This is a genomic window from Hahella sp. CR1 (assembly GCF_029813005.1).
In the GTDB taxonomy this organism is placed as follows: domain Bacteria; phylum Pseudomonadota; class Gammaproteobacteria; order Pseudomonadales; family Oleiphilaceae; genus Hahella.
This window is the reverse complement of sequence record NZ_JAPELK010000005.1, coordinates 361513-388409: the sequence shown is the minus strand read 5'-3', so window position 1 is coordinate 388409 and position 26897 is coordinate 361513. Positions and strand designations below refer to the sequence as shown.

Here is a 26897-nt window from a genome sequence, read left to right as displayed (position 1 = left end):
GACAAAAAAACCGAGGCGAACGCCTCGGTTTTTTATTGCCTTCAATTTCTTCCGAATAGCGCCCTACATAACGCCTTCCAGGCAGTACCGGTTATCTAGCCGGCTAACGCCCAGCCCGCTCATCTTCTTCACTTTGATCTGCACGGAAATACGCTCTTTCATCGCCTCTACATGACTGATGACGCCGATCATCTTGCCGCTGGCGTTCAGGCAATCCAAGGCATCCAGCGCCACCTCCAAGGTCTCGCTGTCCAAAGTACCGAAGCCTTCGTCCAGAAACAGTGAGTCAATGCTGGTTTTATGGCTGACCAAATCAGACAAGGCCAACGCCAAGGCCAGACTCACCAGAAAGCTCTCCCCGCCAGACAAGGTTTTGGTGTCCCTGACGGTATCCGCCTGCCAGGTATCCACCACTTGCAGCTCAAGAGCTTCGCCTTCACGGCGCTCCAGCTCATAACGACCGTGTAAGCGACTTAAATGCTGATTGGCGAGATAGACCAGATGGTCCAGAGTCAGACCTTGCGCATAACGGCGGAACTTAGCGCCGTCCGCCGCCCCTATAAGGCTACTCAAATACGCCCAGTCGTCGTAGCGCTGCTGCTGCGACTCAATATCGACCAGCAGCTTTTGCCGGCTCATCCGCCTGGACTGATCGCTTTGTAATAACTGTTTGATTTCACCCTGTTTTTGACTGATGGCTTTCAGGCCATCCGTGAGGGCTTGCAGCTGCTCCGTCAATTCAGCGTCTTTTAACTGAGTTGCTGGCGCCGCCAACAACGCATTCAATTCTGCTTCCGCACGCTGCTTCAGGGTGGCCGCTCGATCCTTCTGTTGATCCAGCTCCTGCTTCAATATCGCCAGCGCCTGCCGCTCTTCTTCATTAATCAACGCCTGTTCAAAAGCGGCTTGATCCGTAAAGCGGCTGGCGGCGAGCGCTTCGCTCCACAAGCGTTCCGCATCGGACAATAGAGCACGCTGTGAGCCCAGCTGCGTCTTCAACACTTCCTCACGTCCCAAGTGCTGCTGCAGCGCAGTGTCGGCCATTTCTTTGGCTTCCTGCAATGTGGCCCAACGCTTCTCCGCCGCCGCCAATTGCTCCTGCATACGCTTACGCTCTTCCGTCGGTGACTTGTCGCCAAATAACGCCTGACGCTGCGATTTTTTCTCCGCCAACGCCGTTTCCGTCTGCGCCAAGTTTTCCTGCAATCCTTTTAAGGTTTGCGCGATATCCGCGGTTTTCTCCGCTACATGCTCCCGCTGACGCTCCAGATCCCCGGCTTGTTTCACGCCCTGCTCCAGCTTCTCCTGGCGAGCCTGATACTCTCGCGCTTCGGCATTACGCGCCTCCAGCCAGGCGTCCTGCTCATCCTCCTGGGGCATCCCATAGCCCATACTGGAAAACGCTTCCGTCAGCCCCTGATCAAGGGCGCTCAGCACAGAGCATTGCTCGGTCTGCTGCGCAAGGTGCGCATCAATCTCTTTGCCGAGATTCAGTAGATCGCGCTGCTGCAGCTCCAACTTTCTGCGGATCTCGCCAAGCTCCTGCTCCGCAGCAGTCGCTGACTCTTTAGCTTGCTGCAGTTGTTTTTCCGTTTGCTCCAACGACCGCACACGCTCCGCCAGAGCATTTTCTTTGGCTTCTTCTTTCTGTAAATAAACATCAACGCCGTTTTGGGCGCCCGCAGGCGCATCAATCGCCAGATTGACGCCGAACTCCTGACACAACTGCGTCCACTCATCCTTCAGAGCAGCCATTTCCTGATTCAGCTTGTCGCGGCTTGCCACCCCCAACTCCAACTCACTGGACAGTCGGGCCGCCGCTTCGTTCAGCTTCCTGCCCTTGTCCTCCAATTCCTGCAATTGCTTGCGCTTCTCTTGCAGGCGTTTTTCTGTGTCGGACTCCCGCTGCGCTTCATAAGCCGCGATGCCGGGATGCTCGTGAGAGCCGCACAAAGGGCAAGGCTCTCCGGGGCTCAGGCGGGCGCGATGCTCGCTGAGCGAAGCAATCTGACGCTCTTGCTGCAGCAGACGATCCAGGTCATCCAGATGCGTCTTCTCCGCTTTATACTGCTTACGCATCAACGCCAGAGACTGCTTTCCTTGCTCTAACTCGTTCTCGCGCTGGCTGAGTTGCGCATTCAGCGCCGTTAACTCCTGATTACGTTTGCCGTGATCATCCGCCAAACGTCCCAGCCGAAAGCGATCCGTGCGGCTTTTTTGCATTGACACCAGGCGTTCACGCAGGTCTGCCTCGGTCACTCCCGACAATACATCGAGTATGGCTTGCTGAGTCGCGGCGACGGTCTGACGACGCTCTTCCAGAACGCTGTGCGCCGTAGCCTGCGCTTCCTGTAAACGAACAGACTCCGCCTCCTGCTGGCGATGCTCCGCCTGACGCATGCTGACAGCCTCTTGCAACTTGGCCAGCTCAACCGTCGCTTTTGTTCGCTGCGCCAGACGCTCCCGCCATAGAGGCAGATTCTCCGGCAATAGCTTATGGGAGCGCCTGCTTTCGAGGTATTCGTTCGCCTCTTGGATCTCCTCCCGTAACGCCTTCAACTGGAGAGATAGGGCTTTTTCCTGCTCTCCAGATTCCTCTTGGCGTCGCAGGGTCTCAGTGACAGTTTCTTGTTGCTGCCGCATCAGAGAACTGAGTTGTTCGATCGCCTGATCCAGAGGCATGACCTTTTCCGCCACCAGGCTTTCCAACTCTTCCCGTTGCGTCTGCAATTGCATCAACGCCTGTTTCGCCGACGCAAGTTCAGAGGATTTGCGCTCCAGCTCTTCGCGAGCTAATTCCAGGCTTTCCGTCAGAGACTTGATATGCCTTTCCGTCTGCGCATAAGCGTCATGGGCCTGCTGGAAGTCTTTATAGAAAGGACGCAACTTCTCCGCCGGCTCACTCAGCGCCAGTCGCCCTAAGTCAGCTTTTTCTTGCTCCAGCCGCGCCGTCGCCTCGGTAAGACGCCGTTCAGCTTCATTGTAGGACTGCTGCGCCTGGGTCAATCGGTCCAGCCACTGCTTCTGCGCCCGCAAAATCTCAAGGCGTTCGGTATCTGTTTTTTCCTGAGTGTCGAGAGCCGCCGCTTCTTCATAGTAGGCTGTCAGCTCATCGTCGCTGAGCAAGTCCTGCCCTTCCGCCTTCGCCCGCAGTCGCTCCAACTCGCCTTTTGCGTCACGCTGGCGTTCAAAGACCCGGGCGGAAATCTTGCCGTAGATCTCCGTGCCGGTAAGCTCTTCCAGCAACTCGGCGCGCTCATTCGCTGGGGCGTTCAAAAACGCAGCAAAGCCGCCCTGCGCCAGTAACATTGACTTGGTGAAACGTGCGAAGTCCAGACCCGTTAATTCCGCAATCAGGGTCAGCTTATCCTTTACTTTATCCGCCAGGATCTTGCCGTCCGCTGTCGCCAATTCGACCTGAGGCGGCTGAAACCGACCTTCCGCCAGATTGCGCGCACGTCGCTGGCTCCAAAAAGCGCGATAGGCTTCGCCTTTGACTTCAAACTCGACCTCGGCGAGACACTCCGCAGTGTGCCGGGTCATGATCTCATTGTTCATGGGCGAGACGTTGATGCGTGGCGTCTGGTGATACAACGCAAGACAGATCGCATCCAGCAATGTTGTTTTGCCGGCGCCGGTCGGTCCTGTAATGGCGAACAGCCCATTGCTATGGAAAGGGTCTGCTCTGAAGTCTATTTTCCACTCGCCTTTGAGGGAGTTCAGGTTCTTGAGGCGAAGACTCAAAATTCTCATGCATCGTCCCCCGTCACAGAGGCTTCAACACTGGATTCAGCGACAACTTCCGCTTCCACGCCGTCCGTAAGCACATCACTCTCCACCAGACGAAACATCCCCATCAGGCGCTGCCTCCGCGCCTCCGCATCTTCTCCTTCCCAGACTTCCTGAGCGAGGCGGCGTTCAAAAACCTCTTCCACCGTCAGCTCCGCCAGGGTTTCTTTCTCCAGCCGCTCAAGTCTGAGCCCCTTATTCTTGCGTTCGCGACGCACCAAAAGCACTTCCACCGGCAGAGCGCCAACCATGTCCTGGATGCGGCGCTGCAAATCATCGAGATAGTCCTGCGTCGCCGCCACCTCGATATCGACCCAGACCTTATCCGCATTGCTGAACAGCGACAGTTGCGAATTGGGCGCAACAATGGAGCCCAACTGTTTCTCTATAGACTTCAGATCGCCGCGAATCACTTGCATCGGCTGAAAACAGGGCGTCTCCAGTGGCGTCACTTGTTGCAAACGCCCATCTTCAAAGTCCGCCATCAACACCGATTTGGTTTGCTCCGCCTCATCAAAACTCAGAGGAATGGGCGAACCGCTATAGCGAATATGCTCCTGACCGCCCACCTTCTGTGAGCGATGAATGTGGCCTAAAGCGAGGTAGTCCACGGGAGGAAAGGCGCCGGAAGGAAACGCGTCCAACGCGCCAATATAGATATCCCGCACAGACTCCGAGAGTTCCGCCCCCACCGTCGTTAGATGACCCGTGGCGATAATGGGCAGCGCCTCGCCGAACTCCTCACGACGCGCCTGCGCCAACTGAAACAGGCGCGCATAGTAATCGGCAATCGCCTGCTGCAGCGCCTGCTGTTTCTCAACACCGTCCTGTCCCGCCTTGCTAGTGGTAAGGTCACGCTGCCGCAGAAAGGGAACCGCGCACAGAATAGCGCCCGGCTCTTCATTGCGATCATTCAACAACAGCACGTTGTTCTCTGGCGTTTCCGGCATACCCGCCACAACATGCACATTCAGACAGGCCAGCAGATCTTTGGATTCATTAAGCGTGGCGACAGAGTCATGATTCCCCGCCAACAGCACCAGTTGACAATCCGTCCGCTGTAACTCCACAACAAAGCGGTTGTACAACTCCCTCGCGTAACTGGGCGGCGCTCCAGTGTCGAATATATCGCCCGCGACGATTAAAGCATCCACCTCATGCACCTGGACTTGCTCCAACAGCCAGTTGAAAAACATGGCATGCTCGTCCGCCCGCGTTTTACCGAAAAAATGCTGGCCAAGGTGCCAGTCCGAGGTATGAAGAATACGAAAGGTCATTAGAAAAAGTCAGCCGAATCCAAATTTCGGCAAAGTTTACGAAGCTTGGCGGGTAAAGGCTATAGATGAAGTCACCAGCCCTATGTTTCCGTCTTATAAAAACAGGACCATTCCCCTACATTCGAGCGCCTCTCAAAAACACATTTAGTCACTTATTTTCAAGTGGTTACCTAGTACACACCCCAGTTATTTCGTTATTAGTCGTAAGATAAATTACATGACCGGGCTCGGTGGAGAAAAGCATTCCCGTCCGCCCGAATACAAAAACAACTCTCTTATTTACGACCAAGGAGCTAGTGACGGTCATGTCAGGAATAAATACGACTCAATTCCCTCAAATAAACTGGTGCAGAAAGCTAATGCTTGCCGCGCCCGCTATGCTAGTGGCGCATTTAGCACAGGCAGGCTCAACTCCAAGTCCTTATCAGCTTAACGTCCGCGTTCAAACTGAAGAGGCTGTTCAGATCTATGACAACCCACCAACCAGCTCAACGACGAGTATTGGCAGCCAGCCTCAAGGAGCTACCGGCATCATTGTTGCCGGGAAAAAATACCCAAGTTCAGTGGGTCCGGTATGGTACCTGATTGATTACGACACAGGAGAGGATGGTTGGACACTAGCCACTTCGCTATCGGAAATATCTGAGCCACAGGGACAGCCCGCCAATAAATACTCAATGGTGAGCGACACGCCACAGGTTATTTCCTGGCCAATCACAAAAGCATATCCCGGAGTTGAATATAACACTCGGTTAGGCGTTGTGGGCGGACGTTACCCTTATTACTTTATGCTGGATCAAAAGCCATCAGGCATGACTATTGATCCACGTAGCGGCGAAATTTCCTGGACACCCTCTTCACAATTGGAAGGGCAAACATTTAGCGTACAAGTTGCTATTTATGACCGCAATCAAGAAACAGCCTCACAATCATTTACTGTTAAGGTGACAAAATCAGGATTTCGCTTCGTTTCTCCCAATGGTTCTGACTCATCTGGAGATGGCTCTCAGACGACGCCCTGGAAATCTATCTCTTATGGAATTTCCGAAAGTAACGCCGATGATATTTTATATATCAAAGGTGGGAACTATACGGAAGTGTTTCAATATGAGGAGGATAAAGCAAATAAGCTGATCGCCTATCCTGGCGAAACGCCGGTTATAGACTTTAACTTTGAGGAAGCAACGACTGCTCTCGGAAAGTTTGGAGTTATTGACGGGTTAGAAATCAAAAACTGCGTAACCTATTGCATAAAGCTGAGTGCGAGCAATCCTGATTGGCTATTCAGACGTAACCACATGCATACCTTATATGACGCCACAGATAAAGGTAATCCAAGCTTTATCTATTATGGAGACAGTCGCAAAAGCGCGGAGCGCATAATCATTCAGGATAATGAGTTTCATGATCTGTTTGATCGAGGATCAGGGATTCATGGAGACATAATATCAAATATTCATGGCTCTTCTAGCGCGCTATTTAACGTACATTACGCTCTAGTGGAAGATAATATCGCACATGATATTGATGGGTTTGGCTTTCGGGACAAGGACTCTTCTTATAAGAATACATTGCGTGGCAACCTTGCCTATAATGTTAAATATGGCCTAGGTGTATTGAGTCAAGAGTATTCGTACAGTGTTGACGTACTTTACAACAGACTTGCAGGGTCACGTTATGGATTACTAGTAGGCAGTATGGTTGGAGGATTTGGCAACATACTGGCTCAGAACAATACTATATTAGGTGGAGTTAGCCATGATGGCGGCATGCCAACCGGAGGAGCGAATAGCGTTCAGATGCGTAACAATATTATTGATGATATAGGCGGAAGAACTCTGCCCTACAATTGTTGTGACGCTAAAGAAAACGAGTATTGGACTTCCGACTTGTTTATCAGAGACTTTAACCTGATACATTCCTCCAGTGTATATGTCGCCGGAAAATGGAATGGCAAGTTCACAGAAACCCGCTGGAAAAATGCCGGCTTTGATATCAATAGTCTATTTACAGATCCGCTGCTAACTGACTATAACAATCAAAACTACACCCCGCTCCCCAACTCCCCTGTCTGCGGCGCGGCCAGTGACGGTTCTGACATCGGCGCGGTTCCCTGTAACTGATGTTATTGATAAGAGTGTAATGATCGGCTGACTGCCAGCCTCGAGACAGGCCGAATATCCATCGGGATGTTCGGCCTTTTTTATTAGGGTGACCCGTCCTGAGTAAAGTGTGGACTTACTGTTTACCAGTTATAACAACCAGTTATGATAGGGCCTGTCCATTAAATAATACTTACAGGAATCTCTGCTCTGTTTGCTGGACAGCGCCAGCAGTCGGTTGTAGATGGCATCCTGCTGTAACAGCTCCCGTGAGTCCGCAGGGCTTCCTCCACCCGACATCGCCTGCCTGAGCATACGACTGCCAATCATGGCGATGCGCAGTTTAGGTGCGTCCACGCATGCATAAGACTGCAGGTTTACATTCGGCGGTTTTGGCAGGCTGAACAACACGTCCAGAATCGATGGGTTTTCCACATAAACCGCATACATCATGACGCTCCAACCAAAGTCATCCTTCTGGTTCAGAAGCGCCTGGTACGAGCTCAAATACTTCACCGCCTCTTCATTCTGGTAAAGAATCGCCAGCATCAGCGCGTTGCGGCCAAACTCCGTCTGCGCCATCAGTACTTTTTTATCCAGCCCGCGTAGTTCTTTGACTTTGTTGCGAGCCGCCAAACGATGGGCGATATTCCACTGGTCGATGGAGGACACCAACGCCATGGTGAAAAAGGGATTTTTGTGCTCCTTCGACTCAATCACAGCGGTGTACACGGCGTCATAGTTATCGCTACGGGGAAACTTCACGCCAGCGCGAAGCGCGTCCAAAAGCGCGTCATACATGCCGTCCCGGGCGAGAAAATTGAGATAGGAGAAGCCCCCGTACGCCTGCGTATTTTCATCCGTGTATTGTTCAGGATTAATACCTTGCACCGGATAGCGAGTGTGCTTGGCGTTTTTCATCATCTCAGGCCATGTTGTGTCCACTACCTGATCCCACTGCAACTTGTCCGCCGCATATAGCGCTTCCGCCTTAGACCTCTCGGTTTCTGCTTTGGCCAGGCAGGAAAGCATCAGGATGGAAATCGTAACTCCCGTGATCAGTATCCACGCGACAGGCTTTTTAGCGATGGGCAGGCTTCCCTTGGAAAACGCCGTCATGAATCGCTCTCGCTTCCAAAAAAGTAGTCATCAAGCTTTTCGGCAGGACTGCGGCGACCCAGCGCCTCCAGAGCAGCTCTCTCATGGTTCGACGCTGTCCCTTGTGCTGACAGACGGCGCTGGTATGCTTCTTTCAAAGTTAAATTGCGACTATTACGCAGTGAAGTCGACGCCCCCAAACTCGGCAGGCGTTGCACCAACTCCGGCGACACCCAGTTCACCAGGTAATGCGCCAGTGTCTCGCCATCTCTATCCACCCACTCAGCGGCAGTTTGCTCTTCCACCAGCCAAGCCACTAGTCTTTCGGTATTGTCGCGGGATTTGTAAAGCCTTAGCCCGCTATCGCTCTCCCAGCGGGGCATGTTTCGCGCCATATCCCAAAGCACTTTTTGCTTTATCCCTGGCTCTGCGGTTTCAGCCCTGGTCAAAAAGACCGCCACCGCCTTCAGACTCACCCCATCCCCGCTATCCCCGTCGGCTACCGCCGACAACGCACAAGCCAGCTCAGGTTGCCGCACCAGATACGCCATGCCTCCACTTTTTAAAGGAACTTCCGACGATGAAGCATTCCTTGCAACCAAGGGATTGTAGTAGGGTGTAGGCACTCTGCGGGGAGACATAAAGTTCATGTTGCCCTCTCCCAGAACACTGAAGGCGTGGTACAACTGAGCGCAATTCAAAGACAACGTTTTAACCGCCTCAGGAAGCGTAGACAGGTCTGACACTCGCAGCGTGCTGGCGACGATGCTCTGGTCGCGCGCCAACTTGTCCTCACCATCATAGTCACCCTCATTGAAGGCGATGGCCGGACGCTGAAGAAGGTCCGCCAGCTTATCTACGTTTTTTTCCGCTACCGCAGCGATAATCCACTCTACTTTCTTCAAGTCAACGAGAGCCCGCTCGGGCAATATCTCCATCAAGCCCTCAAGGTCATGCTCAGCCGTCCACTTCCACAGAGGTTCTAAAACCGATTCTTCTATCCCATTCACAACAGCTCTGGCGTGCGCATAGGTCGGCGCTAACTCATCCCCTGGCGAGTCGTCGCCTAATGCTCGCCGACCATGGTCTTCGCTCACACTTCTCAGACGCTGTAGCCAACTATCCCTCACTTCAGGACTATAAGGCAGGTTTGATAGGCGCTCCCTGACGGCCGTCTCGATATATCCCAGCGGATCGTGGTAGTAGGAGGTATAAGCGCCACTATAGTTCTGCCGGGCTGCTGTATCCAATGACATCCATCTTTCATATGACTGCGATGCTGAGGACAGTTTCTCCAGCAGCATCCACAGCCTGTCATCATCCACGTCTGAACCAAGCCACCCAGAGGCGTAATTGACGGCGACATCCCCTAAACAACTAGCTCCCTTGATATGTTGCAAAGCCAGTTGGATATGCCCCTTTTCTTCCGAGAGTAGCGCCTGGGATAACAAATTGTAGTCCCGGTCACTGTCACAGACGGGCCAGCCCATATCAAGCGCCGCCTCCGTAAAGCCAGGCCATCGCCAGGAAGCAATGACCGGGTTCAAAATCGCTGATAACAGAAGAGGGATAACCACCACTGACAAGGCCGTGATTAGCCCCCACTTAACCTTGCGCGGCATGACAATAGGCTGCGCCGCGGGCTGAGGTTGGGGCCGATATTGAGGTTGGGGTTGCGTCTGCGCCGTAGCGCGATGCGCCCTTCTCCCTTTGGGCGGTTGCGCCCTAGCGGGCCTCTTGGCTTTACGCTTTACAGTATTCGCGGCTTTTTGTTCAACAGTACAGAACGGACACCCATTACCGAAGCTCAAGTGCTCCTTGTTATTCGGACAAGGTTGCAAAGGGGAGTCATCCGCCGCCAATAGCCAATGCAGGTGGTCGCTCCACTCCTGTGCGGAGGGTCTGGCGTAGGGAGGCTTAGTGAAGGCGTTTTCAAACAACTGTTGCGTGCGTGAGTCCAGAGCCTGGTGAATGCTCCAGGGGGAAGGCGCAATCCGGGGGTGCTCCTTTAAGCCATAAGCATAGAGACCCGCGCCAATACGTTCGTGGTTAGTCGTAGGTAAATTGGCGCCGCCTTTGGGGGTTCCCTGAAACGGATGCACGCCTTGATTGAGCAATTGAAACAGGATGACGGCCAGCGCAAAACGGTCCTGCTCTTCACCAAGCTGATCCGGCCCCTGACGTCCCTTGATGGCTTCCGGGGCGATATAGTCAGGCGTGTACTGGTGCGCCGTGAAGCGCTTGCCAGCGCCTTGAATACTGAAACCGTCACAGTCCAGCAATGCAGTGAAGAAGGTTTCCCGATAAACATTGATGTTTACCGGCTTCATGTCGATGACATGATGGCGCTTGCGATGCAGCGCTGCGATCAGCGCTGCCAGATTCTTGGCGGCGGAAAGGCGGTATCCGTAGTGCTCAGGTAGCTTACTGAACTGCCGTGTCTTACGGTTCAGCATCATTTCCAGTGATACAGCTCGGGACAGGTCGACGAAAGGCATCAGATAGCCTCTCAACTCGCCGCGCCTATTCGTCACAATGGACTGCGGCCAGGCGATTTGCACAAAGCGATGTCCATCGTGCTCAATGTGGGACAGCTCTGGCGAATTCGCCAACATGGCTTCAAGCTTGGCGCGGCGTCCGGGGTCCTGCTCTGGCTTGTGATAGATCTTAGCGACCAGATCAGGGCATCCCTCGACGCGGTATATGGCCGCATCCGCGCCTTGCCCCAAAGGTTTATCCAGCAGGCGGACGGCTCCGCCGCCCACCTCAATCAGCGTTTGCGTTTGGCCCATAACAACGTCTTATCGTCACCAGAAATACGGCGGGCGTTGGCGTGATCGAGAATCTGCTGGAGCGCAACGACGCCCCGCTCTTCTTCGTTCTGTTCCAGAAATGCGCAGACCGGAGCGATAAAGTCGCGGTCCAATCCATTAGCCGCGGGTTTGGCGGTAAAGCTGTAGGCGCCGTCAGTCACCAGTATCAGCTCATCATATTCAGAGGGCACTGGGGTTATGCGCAGATGCTCACGCCAGCGATCCTGGGTGAAAAAGAAAGTTTCTTCCGCGTATTCGCCGTTTTCCGGCAAACACAGCAGACAAGGCGCCCATTGACGCTCCTGCACCGCCGCCGCCATGCCGTCGCCAATTTGCAGAACAAATCCGCCACTGCGGTCCATGACAACAGCCGCCAGCGTCGCATGAAAGTCCGCCAGATTGGCGTCAGGATAAGCCTGCAGTAGTTGAGCGCGACAAGTTTCGACGGCCTGTTCGGCAATCCTTCGTACGTCAGACTCTTGCAATGGCGCGGAAACGTTCTCAGCGAAGGCGTCCACGAGACACAGGCTTAACATGCGGCTTCCTTGCTCCGACTGCGCCGCCGAACCTGCGCCGTCGCTTATCGCCGCAACCAGCCGCTCACCAATAACGCGCCAACTGAACGCATCCTGACAGGGTAGTCCGTCCCGGACATGGTGCGGGCCAGCAACGCTGGCCGCGACCACTTTCCAGGCCGGCTCTGGATAACTGCTTGTCATAGAGGATTAAACTTCGACTTCAGACCAGTCTGTCGCAGGCAACTGCACTTTTTCGCCAGGAGACGACACCGATACAGTGGCCATACTCCGGCTCAGCCAGACAAACAGCTCACGGAATTGCAGGCCTTTCAGTTTCTTGGCGCCTTTGTTGGAAAACTGGTTGAGCGTCTCGAAGGTTGCGCCTTCCACGCCGATGGGAAAAATTACGACTTTACGATTCTGCTCAGCATGGCGGCAACGATCCGCGACGCTCTCCCAGTCGAAGTCTGTGGGCGCCCCGTCGCTGATGAGGATAATCCAGGGACGCGTGGAGGAAATGCCGTTGGCGTCATATGCGGCTTTCTGATCTTCGATTTTATCCAGCGCCAGATTCATGGCGGCGCCCAGCGGCGTCGTGCCATTGGCGAATACTTCGGGTGCGTTGAAGTCCATCGCATCCACCCAGTCCGTCAGCACTTCCGCCTGATCATGGTTGCCTGCGCGGATCACCAAAAGCTGCACGCGCATCGCTGTGCTGGCGTCCTCTTTCAGGGCCTGCTCCAACAGTCTCAGTCCTTCGTTGAGCTGTCTGATCGGCTCGCCAAACATGGAGCTGGAGCCGTCCAGAACCAGAACGCAGGGGGTGCGCTGGCTGTTGTTATCATTAAAGACCACATCCGGTATCAAAGTATCAGACATACCTACTCCTCGTTTACATCCGATGAATTCAGGCAAAAGAAACACAAAGCGCTATTTATAAAAGCGACCCGTCATATAGCCGTCGCAAAGAAAAAAACCGCCTGTTTAGAGGGGCATTCTGAAGGATATCAGGCGCTTATAAAAGCATTCAGAAACGCTTGCGTACGCTCTTTATCCGGCGCCACAAAAATTTTATCCGGCGGCCCTTCTTCGAGAATCCGGCCCTGGTCGAAAAAGCAGACGCGATCGCTTATCTCCCGGGCGAAATACATTTCGTGAGTCACCAGCAGCATGGTGAAGCTGTGCTCTTTGGCGAGGTTGCGAATCACGTCCAACACTTCATCCACCAACTCTGGGTCAAGCGCCGACGTTATTTCGTCCAGCAACAGAATTTCCGGCCGCATGGCCAAAGCACGGGCGATGCCAACCCGCTGTTTCTGTCCGCCGGATAACTGCGCGGGATAGCTGTCCGCTTTATCTTGCAGCCCGACCAGCGCCAGTAGATCCATCGCCTCCCGTTCCGCTTCCTGCCGGGATTTACCCTTCACTCGCATAGGGGCCTCGGTGATGTTACGGCGCACCGTCATATGCGGAAACAGATTAAAGTGCTGAAACACCATGCCCATATGGTTGCGCATCTTGCGCAGGTGTTTTTTATCAGCGGGAACAAGCCGATCGCCTTTGGACATATGCCATAACGGCTCGCCTTTCACCCTGACCACCCCGCCGTCGATATCCTCAAGGGTCATCAGGATGCGTAATAGCGTGCTTTTGCCGGAACCGCTGGAGCCAATGATAGACACGATCTCGCCTTCTTCGACGCTGAAGTTAAAATTTTCAAATAACGCCAGTTCGCCGAACTGCTTTTTTACATTCTGAAATTCAATAATGGGAGAGGTCATCGTAGGCTGAATCCTTCTTTGGGAAAACGACGCTCGATCTGATGTACGCCCAGCGCAGCGACAATACTGAACGCCAGGTAAAGCAAGCCGACCAGCGTGAACGGCTCCAGGTAGCGGAAATTTTCGGAACCCAGGATTTTGGCGGTCTGCAACATTTCCAGCAAAGTGATGGCGGAGAGCTGAGGGGTTTCCTTGAACATGGCGATGATATAGTTGCCGGTGGCCGGAATCATCGCCCGCAACGCCTGCGGCAATACGATATCGCGATAGGTCATGAACTGAGACAGGTTAAGCGCTCTGGCGGCTTCCCACTGCCCCTTCTCCACCCCATCAATGCCGCTGCGAAACACTTCAGACAAATACGCTCCATAATGCGCGCCCAGCGCCAGCACGCCAGTGGTCATGGGCGACAGACTCACGCCAAACTCCGGCATGACGTAATAAAGGAAAAAGATCTGCACCAGCAACGGCGTGCTGCGCACAAACTCAACCACCCAGTAGACCGGCCAACTGATCCAGCGTGAGGGGCTGCGTCGCAACAATGACAAAGCCAACCCCACACCAATCGCCAGCAGGCTGCCCAGCAGGGTGGCTAATAAGGTTATCTGTGCTGCGTTCAATAGATCCGGCAACACTTCCCAGGTGAAATCCCAGTCCCAATCCAGTTCTATCATGAGCGCAGGCCTCCTCTATCCAGGCCCCGGCCCAGACGCGCTTCCAGCCACCGGAACAAAAAGGCCATCGCTTGCGCCATCACGAAATAGATCAGCAATACCAGGCCAAAAATCTCCCCCACCTGCAGGGTCGCATCCGCCAGGGTTTTGGCTTTGTAGGTAAGGTCGCCAATGGTGATCAGCGATACCAGAGAGGTCGCTTTCATCAACTCAATGGCGAGGTTGCCGAACGGCGGAATCATATTGATCAGCGACTGCGGCAGAATAATGCGCCATAACCGGCTCCAGGGCGTAAAGTTCAACGCCACCGCCGCCTCGTACTGCCCTTTGGGCACAGCCAGCACAGATCCTCTCACCACCTCCGCGCCATAAGCGCCGATATTCAATCCAAGCGCAATGACGCTGGCCGTCATCGCATCCAGACTCAAGCCGAAGAACGGCAGCACAAAATAAATCCAATACAGCTGAATCAAGGCGGAAGTGCCGCGAAAAAACTCAATATATACCCGCGCTATCTGCCGCAACGGGGTGGGCGCGAACAGTCGCGTCAAGCCAGCGATAAAAGCCAGCGCCCCCGCAACGGGCAAAGACAGGCAGAGAATTTTCAGGGTGATCCAGGCGCCCTGGAGCAAGATGGGCGTCAGTTCGCTCAGTTCCATGAGATAAGACTTAGTTACACAGCTCCTGGGTAGTGATGTCGCCCGGCAAGGTGTGCGTACCGAAACCGTATTCCTGCACCATGCTGACGTGCTGCTCCGTTCCCAGGAAACCATCCAGCACTCGATTGAAGTTGTCGCGCAAGGTTTCATCGCCCTTACGGAAGCCAAATGCGCCGTAGCCTTTGACGGACTCCCCATCAATCTTCAGTTCATCAAACGGCAGCGCCAACTCCACTCGCTCATCTTTCTGCGCCAGTTGCGCCATGGTCAAACTGGTGCCCGCTAGCGCATCAATGCGCCCCGCTTTCAGCGCCGCTACGCCAGCAGGATAGTCCGGCAGCGTCACAATACGGTCCATCGGCACGCCGAATTTTTTCGCGTAGCCAAATTCAACCGCGCCAGCCATCACGCCCATTTTTACTTCATCCGCTTTTTTCACGTCGCCATAGCCGTGTAACCCCTTGGGGTTACCGTCAAGCACCAGAAAGCCTTCGCCGATAGTGTAGGTAGGGTTAGAAAACAACACCTGTTTGCATCTTTTGGGGTTAACGTACATACCGGCGGCAATGACGTCGAACCGACCAGCTTTCAATCCGGGAATCAGGGAGCCGAATTCCGTTACAACCACTTCCACATCATCCACACCAAGCTTGTCCAAAACGTACATGGCGATGGATGGAGCCTCTCCCGCGGGCTCCCCCATGGGAGTGAGATATCCATAGGGACGTTCGTTGGCGACACCCAGGGTGATCTTGCCTTCTTTGCTGATCTCATCCCAGGTGTCAGCCATTGTGACGGTGGAGAGCGCGAACAATATAAACGCGAATATACTTTTCATGACTTCCCTCGAATTCCTTATATGACTAAACAAAAATGTCTATCGAAATCCTTAAAAATCATAAGTAGGTGAAATTTAATTCTCAATAATTATTTTGAATTCTAACAATATTAATCACTTAACCCTCCTCACCAACAGTTCCGCAAGCCCCTGAGACAACGGCTTTCAGGGAGTTAACCGGCGTCCCAATCAGGTTTTGCATTACAATGGCGCCCCAACCTTGCCAATAAATATTCGACATCAAACTTATGCGTCGCTATTCGCTTTCCTGTTCCCATATTTTCGCCAGACCATTCCGTCATTTCATGGCGCGCAAACCGGGGCTGACATTGCTGCTGGCCGCCAGTATCCACCTGTCTGCACAGGCGGAGCCCATAGAAATATCCCTGCAGTTCACCGAACTCCATTCCGTTAAAAACAAGGCACAAGGGCTAACGGAGCCATCCGGGCTGACGCTCGACGCCAACGGCGGACTCTGGACGGTCAGCGACGACACCGCCAAGTTATTTCTGCTGGATCATCAGGGACAGGTGCTCAAGAGCATCGAGGCGCCTGCATCCGGTTTTGAAGGCGTCGCCTATGACCCTGAACACCGCCGTCTGATCGCGGTTAAAGAGGAAAGCAACGCGTTTTTCATTTTCGACCTCGCGTCTGGCGAACCAGTGGCGCAGCGTCGCTTATCGGACTTCGAGGACTTCGCCCAAAGCGCGACCTTTTTTGCTCAAACCAAAGAGAATAAAGGTCTGGAAGGAATCGCCTGGAACCCCGCAGACGCCAGCATTTACGCTATAAAAGAAGGCGATCCCGGCGTACTTCTGCATTTATCCGGCGATCTGAGCAAGGTGATAAGCAGCGTCAAGCTAGTGGAAACCGGCGTCAGCGACGACGATATCGCCCTGGATGACATCGACTACTCCGGCCTGACCGTGATCCCCGAACACAACTTACTGGCTATCGTCAGCGACAAAGCGGCGAGGATCTATTTCTATGATCTGACAAGCGGACGGGTTAAAAGCTCTGCGGCGCTGACCAAGCCTGGGAAAAAGCCCGGCAAGCTCAAGCCAGTGCGAAAGGCGGAGGGAGTTGCTTATGATCCGGCGAGCCAATCGCTCTACGTGATTAGCGATAAAGACGCCGAGTTGTATGTGTATAAAGTGGTAATAAGCGAATAAGAAGCATGCGACGCCAGAGTCATTAATACTCTGGCGCGCCGTTGATCAGACCGGCGACGCCGGCCTGCGGGAATCAGTACAGCGCCGATTCATCCTCCAAGACTTCGTTGAGTACGTCCAGGAACAGCTTGTCCGCATCACTCATGTTTTCTGGAATGCGGATGGTGGTGCTGGCGCTGATTTCATCAGCCATTTTACGTTCCGCGTCTTTCTCCTGCTGCAACCTGCGTGCGATTTCCATGCACTTAACCGGAATGGTGGGATCCATCAGCACTTTCTTAATGAAGCCCCGCATCTCCGCAATCATTTTTGCCTGCCGGCTCTCTTCCGCCATACTCATTGGCGATCTCCTATAACAGCTTGTTCTAATAATTTATTCCGCAAAAACCAAGAGACAACGTATCTGAGTTCTTATAGTGAGTATAGTGAGGGTTTATCCATAAAAAAACCCACGCCCGACGCCTTCATGGGAGTCGTCGAACATGGGCTTATAAGTACCGCTGACGCGGTGCGTATGAGACAAATCAAACCAGAAAGGATAGCTGTTAGGCCGCTATCTGGTTGGCCAAAGCAGAATGTCATGCATCGTCTCGCTCCAACACTGTCTGTTTCGACATTTTTTAGGCTAATATAGCCAATCCAAGCGATGACGGGTAAAAGCATGCAGCAAGTCACAATTCTCGGTTTCGACTACGCGGTATCTTCCGCCATTACCGGCGTGGTGGATTTGCTGGCGATGGCCGGGGTCACCTGGAATCACATTCAGCGCAGCCAGCCCCATCCCAAGTTCAATATCCGCGTAGCCACCCGGGACGCCCAGCCTGTGCGCTGCCATAACCGGCTGCTGATTCAGGCCGACGCCTGCTTTGACGATATTAAGCCGAGCGATATCCTGGTTATTCCCTCCATCGCTGGCGATATCGAAAAAACACTGACGCAGAACCCTCAACTGATTGAGGTTCTGAAAACCATGAATGGTCAGGGAACAATCATCGCGGGCAACTGCACCGGCGCCTTTTTCATGGCGGAAGCTGGCATTCTCGACAACCGCACTGCGACCACCCACTGGGCCTTTGTGGACATGTTCCGCCAGCGATACCCCAGCGTGGACCTGCGGCCGGAGCAAATGCTCACCGCCTCGGAAAACGTGTTCTGCTCCGGCGGCGGCATCGCCTGGCTGGATTTGTGTCTGTACCTGATCGAACATTTCTGCGGCCACGAAGTGGCGGTGCAGACCGCCAAAACCTTCGTCATTGATATGGGACGCACCTATCAATCCAGTTACTCCTCCATGCGGGCGCGCAAATATCACCGCGATGAGGATGTGCTGCGGGTGCAAAACTGGCTGGAAACGCACTGCGATCAGGACGTGCGCATCGACGACCTGGCGGGACGCTTCAATATGAGTCCACGCACCCTGGCGCGCCGCTTTAAGGCCGCCACCGGCGATACGCCGCTTGGCTACCTGCAGACTTTGCGTCTGGAAGAGGCCAAAAAGCTCTTGGAGGAGACCTCCGACAACGTCAGTCAGATCACGCTAGCGGTAGGCTATGAAGACGTCAGCTCTTTCACCAAACTGTTCCGGCAGAAAACCGGTCTGACGCCGAAAGAGTATCGAAATAAGTTCCAGCGACGCAGCATAACCTGATGTCCGAAGCCGACCCTATGTCTGAAGCAAAAGCCCCCCTCTCCAACGCGGACGTTCCCGTCACTGCGCCGCCGCTTCAGCCGTTTTATTACCTGGACAACTTCCTTACTCTGTTGAGCTGCGTAGAGGCTCAATACGCCAACCTGCTGAACGCAGAAGAAAGCGCCTATATCCAGAATTTCCGCTCCCTGACGCGCACGCAACAGGCATTGCTGGTGCGCTTGTACGGGCGCAAAGGCCCGCTGTTTCGTAGCGACAAACTGGCTTATGCAGAGATTCCCCAACTTGGCGAAGACCTGGATATTCTTGCCGACAAGGGCTGGATTGAATTCAATCCTGATGCAGAAGCCCCGGCGTTACTGGCCTTGCTGACCAAAGAGGAAATCCGCCAGAACTGGCGTGCGGAGGCCCCTCGCAGCAGCAAGCGCGACAAACTGCTGGAAGGGCTTGAGCTGACCTGCGCGGACTTTTATCAACAGGGCAACTTCCGCTTTCTGCAGCTGAACCATACCGATTTAGTACTGCTGTTTCGGCTGCTGTTTTTCGGCAACCTCTATCAGGACCTGACCACCTTCGTCACCTCTGATTTAGGCGTCATTCGCTACGAAAGCTACCAGCTCGATCCCGAACACCGACTGTTCGCCGCACGTGAGGATATCGATCACATCAAGCAACTGGTAGCGCTGGCGGACGAATATTCCGCTCTAGAAACTCTGAGCGTCGACGTGTGCGTCGATATCATCGCCAGAACGCCTGCGCCGGGAGATAGCGCCGTCCTGCGCCGTCGCCACGACCGCTTTTGCAATAAAGTCGCTCGCGATCTGGAGCGCCTGCAGGATCTGGATCTGGCGTATCAGGTCTACTTGCGCACCCAGGAGCCGCCTTCTCGCGAGCGCCGCGCCCGCATTCAGTTCAAGCAGGAAAAATATGAGGCGGCGCACGATATCTGCGCAAGCATCATTGACTCGCCTTACACTGAAGCGGAGTTGATTTTCGCTGAGCAGTTCACCGAAAAGTGCGCCAAAGCACTGGGCCGCCCAAAGGACCGTTCTTCGCCTTTCCGTCCCCTACAGCGCTTGCTCACTATCGCCGCCAATCCCGAGTTGCGGGTGGAGGAACTGGTGCGCCAGGAAGTCGCCGGGGCAAGCGGAGTTTGTGTCTACGTAGAGAACTGGCTCTTCAATGCGGTATTCGGGCTGACCTTCTGGCCGGCTGTCTTCGCCCCGGTTTCCGGCGCTTTCAGCCATCCCTATCAGCATCGCCCCCATGATCTTTACGACGCCAGCTTCACCAAGAAGCGTCATACGCTGATCCAGGCCGCTTTCGCTTTATTAAACGCAGAAGACTGGCCGGAGGTCGTCCTGGCGCGATGGCGGGACAAATTCGGCCTGAGCAATCCATTCGTCGGTTGGCCGGAAGCAGGAGAAGACTGCCTGCAGATAGCGCTGGAGCGTATTCCCCGCGAGCATTGGCGGGCAGTCTTTCAACGCATGCTGCGGGACTTGCGGGAGAATGGCAGCGGCTTTCCAGACTTGATTCATTTCCCTGAACAGGGCGGCTATGAATTGCTGGAAGTGAAAAGCCCCACTGACAGCCTGCAACCAAATCAAAAACGCTGGATGGCGACGTTCGAGCAAAACGGCATCCCTTACCAACTGGTTCAAGTCACTTGGCTATAAAGACTTCGCCTCCGGACAAACTCTCCTACAAGCTCAGCGTTCGGGAAGCCGCTCATTTCCTTGCGCAATTGGGCGACCTCGATCATCAGGATCGGGACACCGCCAGCGCCCGCGAAGGGCAGCTTGCGCACAAGCAGGTTCAGGAAGGCTGGCCGGCGGACTACATCAGCGAAGCCCCGGTAAAGATCACCCTCTCCGAAACGGACTTTCAACTACAACTGCAGGGGCGCATAGACGGCCTCCGCATGGCTGACGACCATGTGTTGTTCGAAGAAATCAAAACGCTGCGCCAAGACCCTCAGCATATCCCCCTTGGACTGGCGGAAAGACACCGGCTGCAGCTGTTGCTGTACGCCCTGCTGTGGCGACGGGAGCAAACAGAGCCCCCACTAACGCCGATCAGGCTACGTCTGACTTATGTGCGCGTTCCGGACATGGAGCAGACGCAGTTTGATAGCGAAATGTCCTGTGAGGAAGCCGAACAAGAGAGCGACACGCTGTTTCAGCGTCTGCAAGACTGGTATCGGCGTCTGACGCAACATCGCACTCAACGTAACGGTCTGCTGCGCGATCTCAACTTTCCTTATAGCGGATTTCGCCCGGGCCAGCGGGAGTTGGCGCGACAAACCTATCTTAGCCTGCGCGACGCCAGTCAGGCGCTGATAGAGGCGCCCACTGGCAGCGGCAAATCACTGGCGACGCTGTTCCCGGCGCTGAAAGCCATGGGGGAAGGTCACCTGGATCAAGTAATGCTGATCACCGCCAAGACTTCCTCCCAAGAAGCTGCGCTAAAAGCCATGCAGGATATGCGCTTGGATAATGCGCCGCTACGCACCCTGCAGCTCCATGCCCGCGACCGTATTTGCGGCGGCGACTCCGTTTGCGATCCGCTGGACTGCCCACGCCGACGCGACTTCTATCAACGTCTGCCGGAAGCAAGGGAGGAAGCGCTGGAAGCGGCATGGCTGGATGGCGAACGCCTGCGCGAGATTGCGCTGAAATACGATCTCTGCCCTCACGGTTTGCAGGGCGAGCTGGCGCCCTGGGTGGATGTCCTCATTGGCGACTATAACTATGCGTTTTCTCCCCAGGTCAGATCAGACAGCCTTTTCACTCGAAATCGTATCGGCCTGCTGGCGGATGAAGCGCACAACTTGCCTGACCGGGCGCGGGATCTGTTCTCCGCAGAGCTGTCCGAAGCTCCTTTCAATCGTATAGCCCGTCAATGCAAGGCGCTGAGGAAAGACGCCAGCGCCGTCGCCAAAGCCATCAGGCAAATGCATATCACGCCCGAGCAGGCGCCAGGCAAAGGCCAGCAGCCGCTGGAGGCGCGTCTGCAGGATTTTTGCGCCGTCGCGGAGCACTGGCTGATGTCGCCCCAGGATTTGCTCGCGTCAGCGGATACAGAGCTGAATCGACAGGTGCAGGAGGCGATTTTCACCGCACAGGGCTGGATACGTCTGGCTCCCAGCATCGGCGACGATTTCGCCTGTTTCGAGCGCGACTGGGAGCAACAGCGTATCCTGAGTCTACGCTGTCTGTCTCCCGCCCGTTTACTGCGGCCGATGCTGCAGGCCTGTCATGGCGTCACCCTGTTTTCCGCAACACTGACGCCGCCGTATTACTACCAGAGCTTATTGGGCCTGGACGATAATCCTCAGCTTTTGCGTAGCCTGTCCCCTTTTCCGCCAGAGCATCTGGGGGTGTTTATTGCGCCCTATTTAAATTTCCGACTGCGCAGCAGGGACACGCAATTGGACGCAGTGTGCGCGTTGATCCAGCAGAGCATCGCCTCCCGACCTGGAAACTATTGGGTATTCACGCCAGCGTTCAGTTACATGGAGCAGCTCACTGAGCGCTTCGCCAAGCTGTATCCAGAGATAGAGTTTGCGCAGCAGACCCGACAGGCCAGCCAGGAAGATCAGCAGCGTTTTCTCACCCGCTTCCGCAAGGCCCGCGAGCTGCTGGGTTTCACCGTTATTGGCGGCGTCTATGGGGAAAGTATCGATATGGTCGGAGACAGTCTGGTGGGCTGCATTATTCTAGGCCCCGGCCTACCGCAGATCAGTTCGGTCAACGAGCAGATCTCCGCCTATTTTGAGCGCCAGGGAATGGACGGCTTTGCCTACGCTTATCAATTGCCGGGCTGGCAAAAGGTGGTGCAGGCCGCAGGACGGGTAATCCGCACCGAGTCAGACAAAGGCGTCGTGATCCTGGTGGACGACCGTTTCACCAAACCGCCTTACCCTGCCTTGGCTCCACAACATTGGCGTCCGCAGCTCGTCAGAAGCAGTCAAAATCTGCAATCCGGTCTTACTCAATTCTGGACGCAAGACCCAGCCCCCTGATGACCATTGAGCAGCTATACGACGTTCCAGGCCCAGGAATAAAAAAAGGCCCCAAGCAGGGGCCGAGTAGCGTTCAAGAAAACATCATTCGAGAGGTTCGAACCGCTGGTCTGATGAGGCAGACTGCGCATTCGCTGTGTCTTTCTAAGTGTAGGCAAAGATAGGCAGTCCGCCAGAAAAAATAACAACTTCTCAACAAAATAGGCATTATGCATCGTCGCCGCTCGGGCAGGGTTAAGATCGCTTACACCAGAAATTTCAGATCCGGCGCCTTTATATTTGATCTCAAGCATTGAAGCTTGAGCTCAGATCTACACATTCATGAGCCAAAATTAAGGAAAGATACTTCTGGCATGAGAAAAGTATCCCTTTACTTGCACTTTACCCTGGCGCTTATCTCAACGCCTTTTTTCTCAGCTTGCGACACGTCGGGGGCGGCTATAAGCCATATCCAGGATAGCAATGGCGATTTTGACATTTGTGAACTCGCGCTGCCTTCAGATGGCGGAAGCATGGCCTATTGCATTGATACCGGCCATGAAAAACTGTGGGTGACTTTCGACAAGGCGCTTGAGTCAGAGCATCCCTGCACCTTTATCCTAGGCCAGCTCGAGGGGCGCGCTCAAAGAGTTAAACAAGGCTCCGATCAGGAGAAGATATTAATTAATTCCTTCTCCAAGTGGCTGACTAACCATGCCAGCAAAGAATCCATAAATACCTTTAGCAAACAATCACTGGCCGATTTCCATAACGAGGAAACAATGCATGCATACCTGGTCTGGCATATGCTGCAAAGCGTAAAAGACAGAAAAAACAGCGCATATTGCTCAACGAAGTAATAGCGTCACGCCTTAAACCGATAAGTTCCTTTTCGTTATTTCCAATAAAATCCCGCCGAATCTAAACTACCCATACCGGGCATGGACTCTCAACGCCCGGGCAGGATGCCTTTATCACTTCAGGATTATGATGGAGGGACGCCATGACATTTCTTCGCTGTATTTCTATCGCACTTTTGTTTGCGATTTCCAATGCCTTCGCTGACCCGATTCAGGACAGCGTTTCCAACCATTACAAGGCCGGCTGGTATCCGAACGTTTATGAAAACGAGGGGCCTTTAACCTGCCCGAAAACCTGCCGCGCCTGGACAGGTTGGCGCGCCGAAGGTGAACGGACTCCCTATGACGAACATAAAGCCACCTATGTGTGCAAGTCGAACAACATCGACACCATTCCCTCACCAACTGACAGAGACATGTGGCTCTACGGAAACCAGTTTGGTGATAAAAAAGCCTGCTTCATGGGAACGCCCAGTGAAAAGACTATCGTCAGCGAGCGTTATTACTGCCTCTGCGTCAGCAATTGCAGTGGTCCGGATTTGGTAATTCGTACGGTATACGACCCTGTATGGGATTCTACAACCGGCGAGTCCGTCATAAAAATTGTCGTCACGAATGTGGGCGTCAGCATGTCTGCGGCAACGGACGCACGCGTCTACGATCCCGGTACGGGCGCGTCTGACGTCCAACCCGTCGCAGCATTGGTGCCAGGAGCGTCCGCCGGCGTTAAGTTCCGGCTTGGCTATTGGGTATTCGACCCTGACGCCGAACTGCACTTCATGGTGGATTATTCCCACAAAGTGGACGAGTGCGACGAAAGCAACAATACCGCTATCTACAAAAAGCAGGGATAGTAAGCACTGTGCGGGAGGCAGGCTAACGGCGCTCTTCTGAGCGCCGTCCCCGCCCAAAGATAAAGCGCGTTACAACCAAAACCGCCATAGTGCGAAAAGCCCCATGCCCGCGGCGATGATCGCCAGCAGATTTCGGGTGAGCGCGGCAACAATGATCGCCACGACCGCCGCGACCAGATAAGGATTACGCCAGTCAAGCCAAAGCTCGCCTTTCGGAACCAGCACAGCAGGCGCAATAATCGCCGACAGGACCGCCATCGGCGCATAGCTCAAAGCTCTCTCCACCCATGGATTAAGACGCAGCCGATCCGCCAGGGCGAACGGCAGATAGCGAATGCCGAAGGTTACCGCCATCATGCCCAATAACATGGCCCACTCCATCAGCAACCTCCTTCGGCCAGTTCAGACTTGCGGTCTTGCAACGCCACTTCCGCGCCCAACCCGCAGAGTATTCCCGTCAGCGCCGCCGCAAACAGCCCCAGCTGATGCGGCCAATCACGCCACCATACCGAACAGACGCCAGCCGCCAACACCGCCGCCAGACGAGGACGGTTAACCACCTGCGGCGCCACTATACCGATAAAGGTCACCGCCATAGCCACATCCAGGCCCCAGTTTTCGATATCAGGAACCCACTCGCCCAAGGTCAGTCCCAACAGGGTGCATAGCTGCCAATTGAGGTACATGGACAGCGCAGACCCCAGGTAATACCAATGAAACTGCCCTGTATGCTCGCCACCCAGGCGGCCGGCGACAACAGCGAAGGTTTCGTCCGTCAGCCAAAACGCCATCGGCGCCCGCCAGCGCTGCGGCAAAGTGCGCACCATGGGAATCAGGGTGACGGCGTAAAGCAAATGACGCAGGTTAACCACAAAGGTTGTCAGGACAATCAACCAGGGAGACGCTCCCGCCGCCAGTAAACCCAGGGAAATAAACTGAGCCGAGCCGGCGAACACGATCAAAGACATCGCCAGCGTCGCCTCAAAAGACAGCCCATTCACCGGCCCCAGAGTGCCAAATACAATGCCAAATGGAATAGCGCCGACGATCAAAGGAATCGTGTTCTGTGCGCCGGCTCGGAACGCCTGTCCGGGCGATTCAAATGCGTGAGTCGTCATAAAAGAACTGCTCTAAGAGATTAATTATTTGCTTATAGAAAGCATCGAAGATGAGCGCATCAGGGTCGTCAAACTAACAGACTTTCGCAAAACGTCCTGGAGAGACGCCCATAATTCGCTGGAAGTGACGGCTTAAGTGGCTTTGATCGGAAAATCCTGTGGCCGCCGCCACATCCGTCAGGCTCAGCCCCATCCGCAGTAAATGCTGCGCGCGGCTTACCCGCACCTGATTCAAATATGCGTGCGGAGGCATGCCCGTCATGCGCGTAAACAACCGCGTCAGATAGCTGGGGCTCAACCCGGTACAGTCGGTCAAATCCTTTAATGAAACTGCGTCGGCATAGTGCGCCTGCAGATATTCCTTCACCTTGGCCACCGCCCAGTGCGAGCCGCCCTTTTCCAGAAGCTGACGGGGACGCATGCGGGCGTGCCGCTGCATCAACTGCCCCATCATCTGGTAATAAAGCGTTTCACAGTGCAGCGGCTCATCGCCCTGCTCCAGAAGACAGTGCAGGACCTGCAGTCCCCTGGCCAATTGCGGATCGCGCACCACCGGCTCCGGGAACCAGGGCTCAACGCCAGGACCGAATATATCCGCGATAACCGGCGCCAATTCGGCCGGAGTAGGATAAATCGCCCGATAGGACCACCCTTCTTCCGTCGCGGTGCGCCCCGTGTGCACCTGATCGGAATTAACCAATACGATACTGCCGACAGGCGCAGTATGCTCAGCGCCATCGCGAAGGAAATGCTGCGCCCCTTTTTCAATGACCGCCACGCAGTAGCCCTCGTGCACATGCCGGGGAAAGTGCTGTTTGACGAAGGTGGCTTTCAGAATCTCGACGCCGCCTAGCGCTTTGTCCTGCCAGTACTTAGCATGCTCAATCACAAACCGACACTCATGGTAAAGGTCACTTAACGATAAATGGGAAGGCCCAATATAGAATCAGTCTAGCGGCTTCATTAACGGCTGTATTGTACGTTTTTGCTCTTTGCGCTGCGGATAACGCGCGTTAAGGTTGCAAATGGGGCGGAGGATGCGAAGAAGAGTTGAGTTAATTGAGTTTTCTGGTGGCGGGCTAACGGGCGTGTGCGGATTGAGAAAGAAACTCGGCGGCTGACAGCCAGGTCGCTGGAACCAGCGCCTGCAGCCATTCTGATAAAAATCAGCTCTTCTTTCTTTTAACCTGAGAAGCGGCGACTCCGCCGTTCATAACTTCTGCGATCTGGCGCAGTCCCATATTTCTGCGATATCGGCAGTCCCGTTGCTCATCCGTAGTCGCCCAGATCTGCTCCTCAGCCCATTGCGGCGCATCAGGAACATATATCGGAGCGTAGCGTTTGATCGCCTCCTCAACCATTTGCTGAGGCGTGGGCTGCTTTTGCTTATCCATATGCATTACTACCTGTATCGTTTAAGAAATTCTGATTCGCTTGGGTTGTTTCCACCACATCGGCGGCAGCGTTTCGAAACTTGCTGTGATCCCATGGACCGCGCCATAGACTTGCCGGAACACTTACCAAATCCGCCTCCGCAAGCTACACCCAAACATGAGTAACTATCTTTTTTCTCGAAACCGCCGAGTATAGGACGGGAACCATTTCCAGACGATCACCCAAAGGATCTATATTTGTCCTAGTCCAGACCAGGCCTGGGCTCCCGATAAGTGAACATCGTTCAAAATTTTTC

22 protein-coding genes are annotated in these 26897 nt (G+C 54.4%); 7 read left to right on the top strand and 15 right to left on the bottom strand.

Features of this window, described 5'->3' with window-relative positions; genetic code table 11:
- Positions 1–63: 63 nt before the first annotated feature.
- Together ONV78_RS14930 and sbcD are read right to left on the bottom strand one after the other, a co-directional pair.
- A complete protein-coding gene (locus tag ONV78_RS14930; protein WP_279504202.1) occupies positions 64–3753 on the bottom strand; it encodes an AAA family ATPase in 3690 nt (1229 codons plus the stop codon).
- On the bottom strand, positions 3750–5066 hold the full coding sequence (gene sbcD / locus ONV78_RS14925) for an exonuclease subunit SbcD (protein ID WP_279504200.1): 1317 nt from the start codon (positions 5064–5066) through the stop codon (positions 3750–3752). Before sbcD ends, ONV78_RS14930 begins: the two co-directional genes overlap by 4 nt.
- A gap of 305 nt (positions 5067–5371) precedes the next feature.
- Here sbcD and ONV78_RS14920 point away from each other — a divergent pair, with 305 nt between their 5' ends.
- Positions 5372–7189 carry a putative Ig domain-containing protein gene (locus tag ONV78_RS14920; protein WP_279504198.1) on the top strand — a complete coding sequence of 606 codons (1818 nt, stop codon included), beginning with the start codon at positions 5372–5374 and terminating at the stop codon, positions 7187–7189.
- Positions 7190–7318: 129 nt separating this feature from the next.
- Here the strand turns inward: ONV78_RS14920 and ONV78_RS14915 are convergent, their stop codons facing one another.
- The 8 genes from ONV78_RS14915 to ehuB form a co-directional block, all read right to left on the bottom strand.
- Positions 7319–8287: an ankyrin repeat domain-containing protein gene (locus ONV78_RS14915; protein ID WP_279504196.1), complete on the bottom strand. Its 969-nt coding sequence runs from the start codon at positions 8285–8287 to the stop codon at positions 7319–7321.
- Positions 8284–11058 carry a hypothetical protein gene (locus ONV78_RS14910; RefSeq protein ID WP_279504194.1) on the bottom strand — a complete coding sequence of 925 codons (2775 nt, stop codon included), beginning with the start codon at positions 11056–11058 and terminating at the stop codon, positions 8284–8286. Before ONV78_RS14910 ends, ONV78_RS14915 begins: the two co-directional genes overlap by 4 nt.
- Entirely contained in the window at positions 11037–11798 is a 762-nt protein-coding gene (locus tag ONV78_RS14905; RefSeq protein ID WP_279504193.1) for a PP2C family serine/threonine-protein phosphatase, read from the bottom strand. Before ONV78_RS14905 ends, ONV78_RS14910 begins: the two co-directional genes overlap by 22 nt.
- Positions 11799–11804: 6 nt before the next feature.
- Positions 11805–12476 carry a VWA domain-containing protein gene (locus tag ONV78_RS14900; protein ID WP_216736423.1) on the bottom strand — a complete coding sequence of 224 codons (672 nt, stop codon included), beginning with the start codon at positions 12474–12476 and terminating at the stop codon, positions 11805–11807.
- 128 nt (positions 12477–12604) lie between these two features.
- Positions 12605–13378 (bottom strand): ectoine/hydroxyectoine ABC transporter ATP-binding protein EhuA, encoded by a 774-nt coding sequence (gene ehuA / locus ONV78_RS14895; RefSeq protein ID WP_279504189.1) that lies wholly within the window; start codon positions 13376–13378, stop codon positions 12605–12607.
- On the bottom strand, positions 13375–14052 hold the full coding sequence (ehuD, locus tag ONV78_RS14890; RefSeq protein WP_279504187.1) for an ectoine/hydroxyectoine ABC transporter permease subunit EhuD: 678 nt from the start codon (positions 14050–14052) through the stop codon (positions 13375–13377). The genes ehuA and ehuD overlap by 4 nt, the downstream gene beginning before the upstream one ends.
- On the bottom strand, positions 14049–14711 hold the full coding sequence (gene ehuC, locus ONV78_RS14885) for an ectoine/hydroxyectoine ABC transporter permease subunit EhuC (protein WP_279504185.1): 663 nt from the start codon (positions 14709–14711) through the stop codon (positions 14049–14051). Before ehuC ends, ehuD begins: the two co-directional genes overlap by 4 nt.
- 10 nt (positions 14712–14721) lie before the next feature.
- Positions 14722–15549, bottom strand: a complete 828-nt coding sequence (gene ehuB, locus ONV78_RS14880; protein WP_279504184.1) for an ectoine/hydroxyectoine ABC transporter substrate-binding protein EhuB — start codon at positions 15547–15549, stop codon at positions 14722–14724.
- Positions 15550–15797: 248 nt separating this feature from the next.
- Here ehuB and ONV78_RS14875 point away from each other — a divergent pair, with 248 nt between their 5' ends.
- On the top strand, positions 15798–16721 hold the full coding sequence (locus ONV78_RS14875) for an SdiA-regulated domain-containing protein (RefSeq protein WP_279504183.1): 924 nt from the start codon (positions 15798–15800) through the stop codon (positions 16719–16721).
- A 73-nt stretch (positions 16722–16794) separates the two neighbouring features.
- Here the strand turns inward: ONV78_RS14875 and ONV78_RS14870 are convergent, their stop codons facing one another.
- A complete protein-coding gene (locus tag ONV78_RS14870) occupies positions 16795–17061 on the bottom strand; it encodes a hypothetical protein (protein ID WP_127968473.1) in 267 nt (88 codons plus the stop codon).
- Positions 17062–17382: 321 nt separating this feature from the next.
- Between ONV78_RS14870 and ONV78_RS14865 the strand changes: the two genes are divergently transcribed.
- The 5 genes from ONV78_RS14865 to ONV78_RS14845 all read left to right on the top strand — a co-directional run bounded on the left by ONV78_RS14865 (position 17383) and on the right by ONV78_RS14845 (position 24089).
- Positions 17383–18369 (top strand): GlxA family transcriptional regulator, encoded by a 987-nt coding sequence (locus tag ONV78_RS14865; protein ID WP_253938261.1) that lies wholly within the window; start codon positions 17383–17385, stop codon positions 18367–18369.
- 17 nt (positions 18370–18386) lie between these two features.
- On the top strand, positions 18387–20048 hold the full coding sequence (locus tag ONV78_RS14860) for a VRR-NUC domain-containing protein (RefSeq protein WP_279504178.1): 1662 nt from the start codon (positions 18387–18389) through the stop codon (positions 20046–20048).
- A complete protein-coding gene (locus ONV78_RS14855) occupies positions 20039–22396 on the top strand; it encodes an ATP-dependent DNA helicase (RefSeq protein ID WP_279504177.1) in 2358 nt (785 codons plus the stop codon). Before ONV78_RS14860 ends, ONV78_RS14855 begins: the two co-directional genes overlap by 10 nt.
- A gap of 353 nt (positions 22397–22749) precedes the next feature.
- Positions 22750–23235, top strand: a complete 486-nt coding sequence (locus ONV78_RS14850; RefSeq protein WP_279504175.1) for a hypothetical protein — start codon at positions 22750–22752, stop codon at positions 23233–23235.
- Between the two features lie 143 nt (positions 23236–23378).
- Positions 23379–24089: a CARDB domain-containing protein gene (locus tag ONV78_RS14845; RefSeq protein ID WP_279504173.1), complete on the top strand. Its 711-nt coding sequence runs from the start codon at positions 23379–23381 to the stop codon at positions 24087–24089.
- Positions 24090–24158: 69 nt separating this feature from the next.
- Here ONV78_RS14845 and ONV78_RS14840 read toward each other — a convergent pair whose 3' ends face one another.
- From ONV78_RS14840 to ONV78_RS14825, 4 genes are all read right to left on the bottom strand, one after another.
- On the bottom strand, positions 24159–24470 hold the full coding sequence (locus ONV78_RS14840) for an AzlD domain-containing protein (protein ID WP_279504170.1): 312 nt from the start codon (positions 24468–24470) through the stop codon (positions 24159–24161).
- Positions 24470–25207 (bottom strand): AzlC family ABC transporter permease, encoded by a 738-nt coding sequence (locus ONV78_RS14835; protein WP_216736412.1) that lies wholly within the window; start codon positions 25205–25207, stop codon positions 24470–24472. The genes ONV78_RS14840 and ONV78_RS14835 overlap by 1 nt, the downstream gene beginning before the upstream one ends.
- A 73-nt stretch (positions 25208–25280) precedes the next feature.
- Positions 25281–26096: an AraC family transcriptional regulator gene (locus ONV78_RS14830; protein ID WP_216736411.1), complete on the bottom strand. Its 816-nt coding sequence runs from the start codon at positions 26094–26096 to the stop codon at positions 25281–25283.
- A 277-nt stretch (positions 26097–26373) separates the two neighbouring features.
- Positions 26374–26601: a hypothetical protein gene (locus ONV78_RS14825; protein WP_216736410.1), complete on the bottom strand. Its 228-nt coding sequence runs from the start codon at positions 26599–26601 to the stop codon at positions 26374–26376.
- Between the last annotated feature and the right edge of the window lie 296 nt (positions 26602–26897).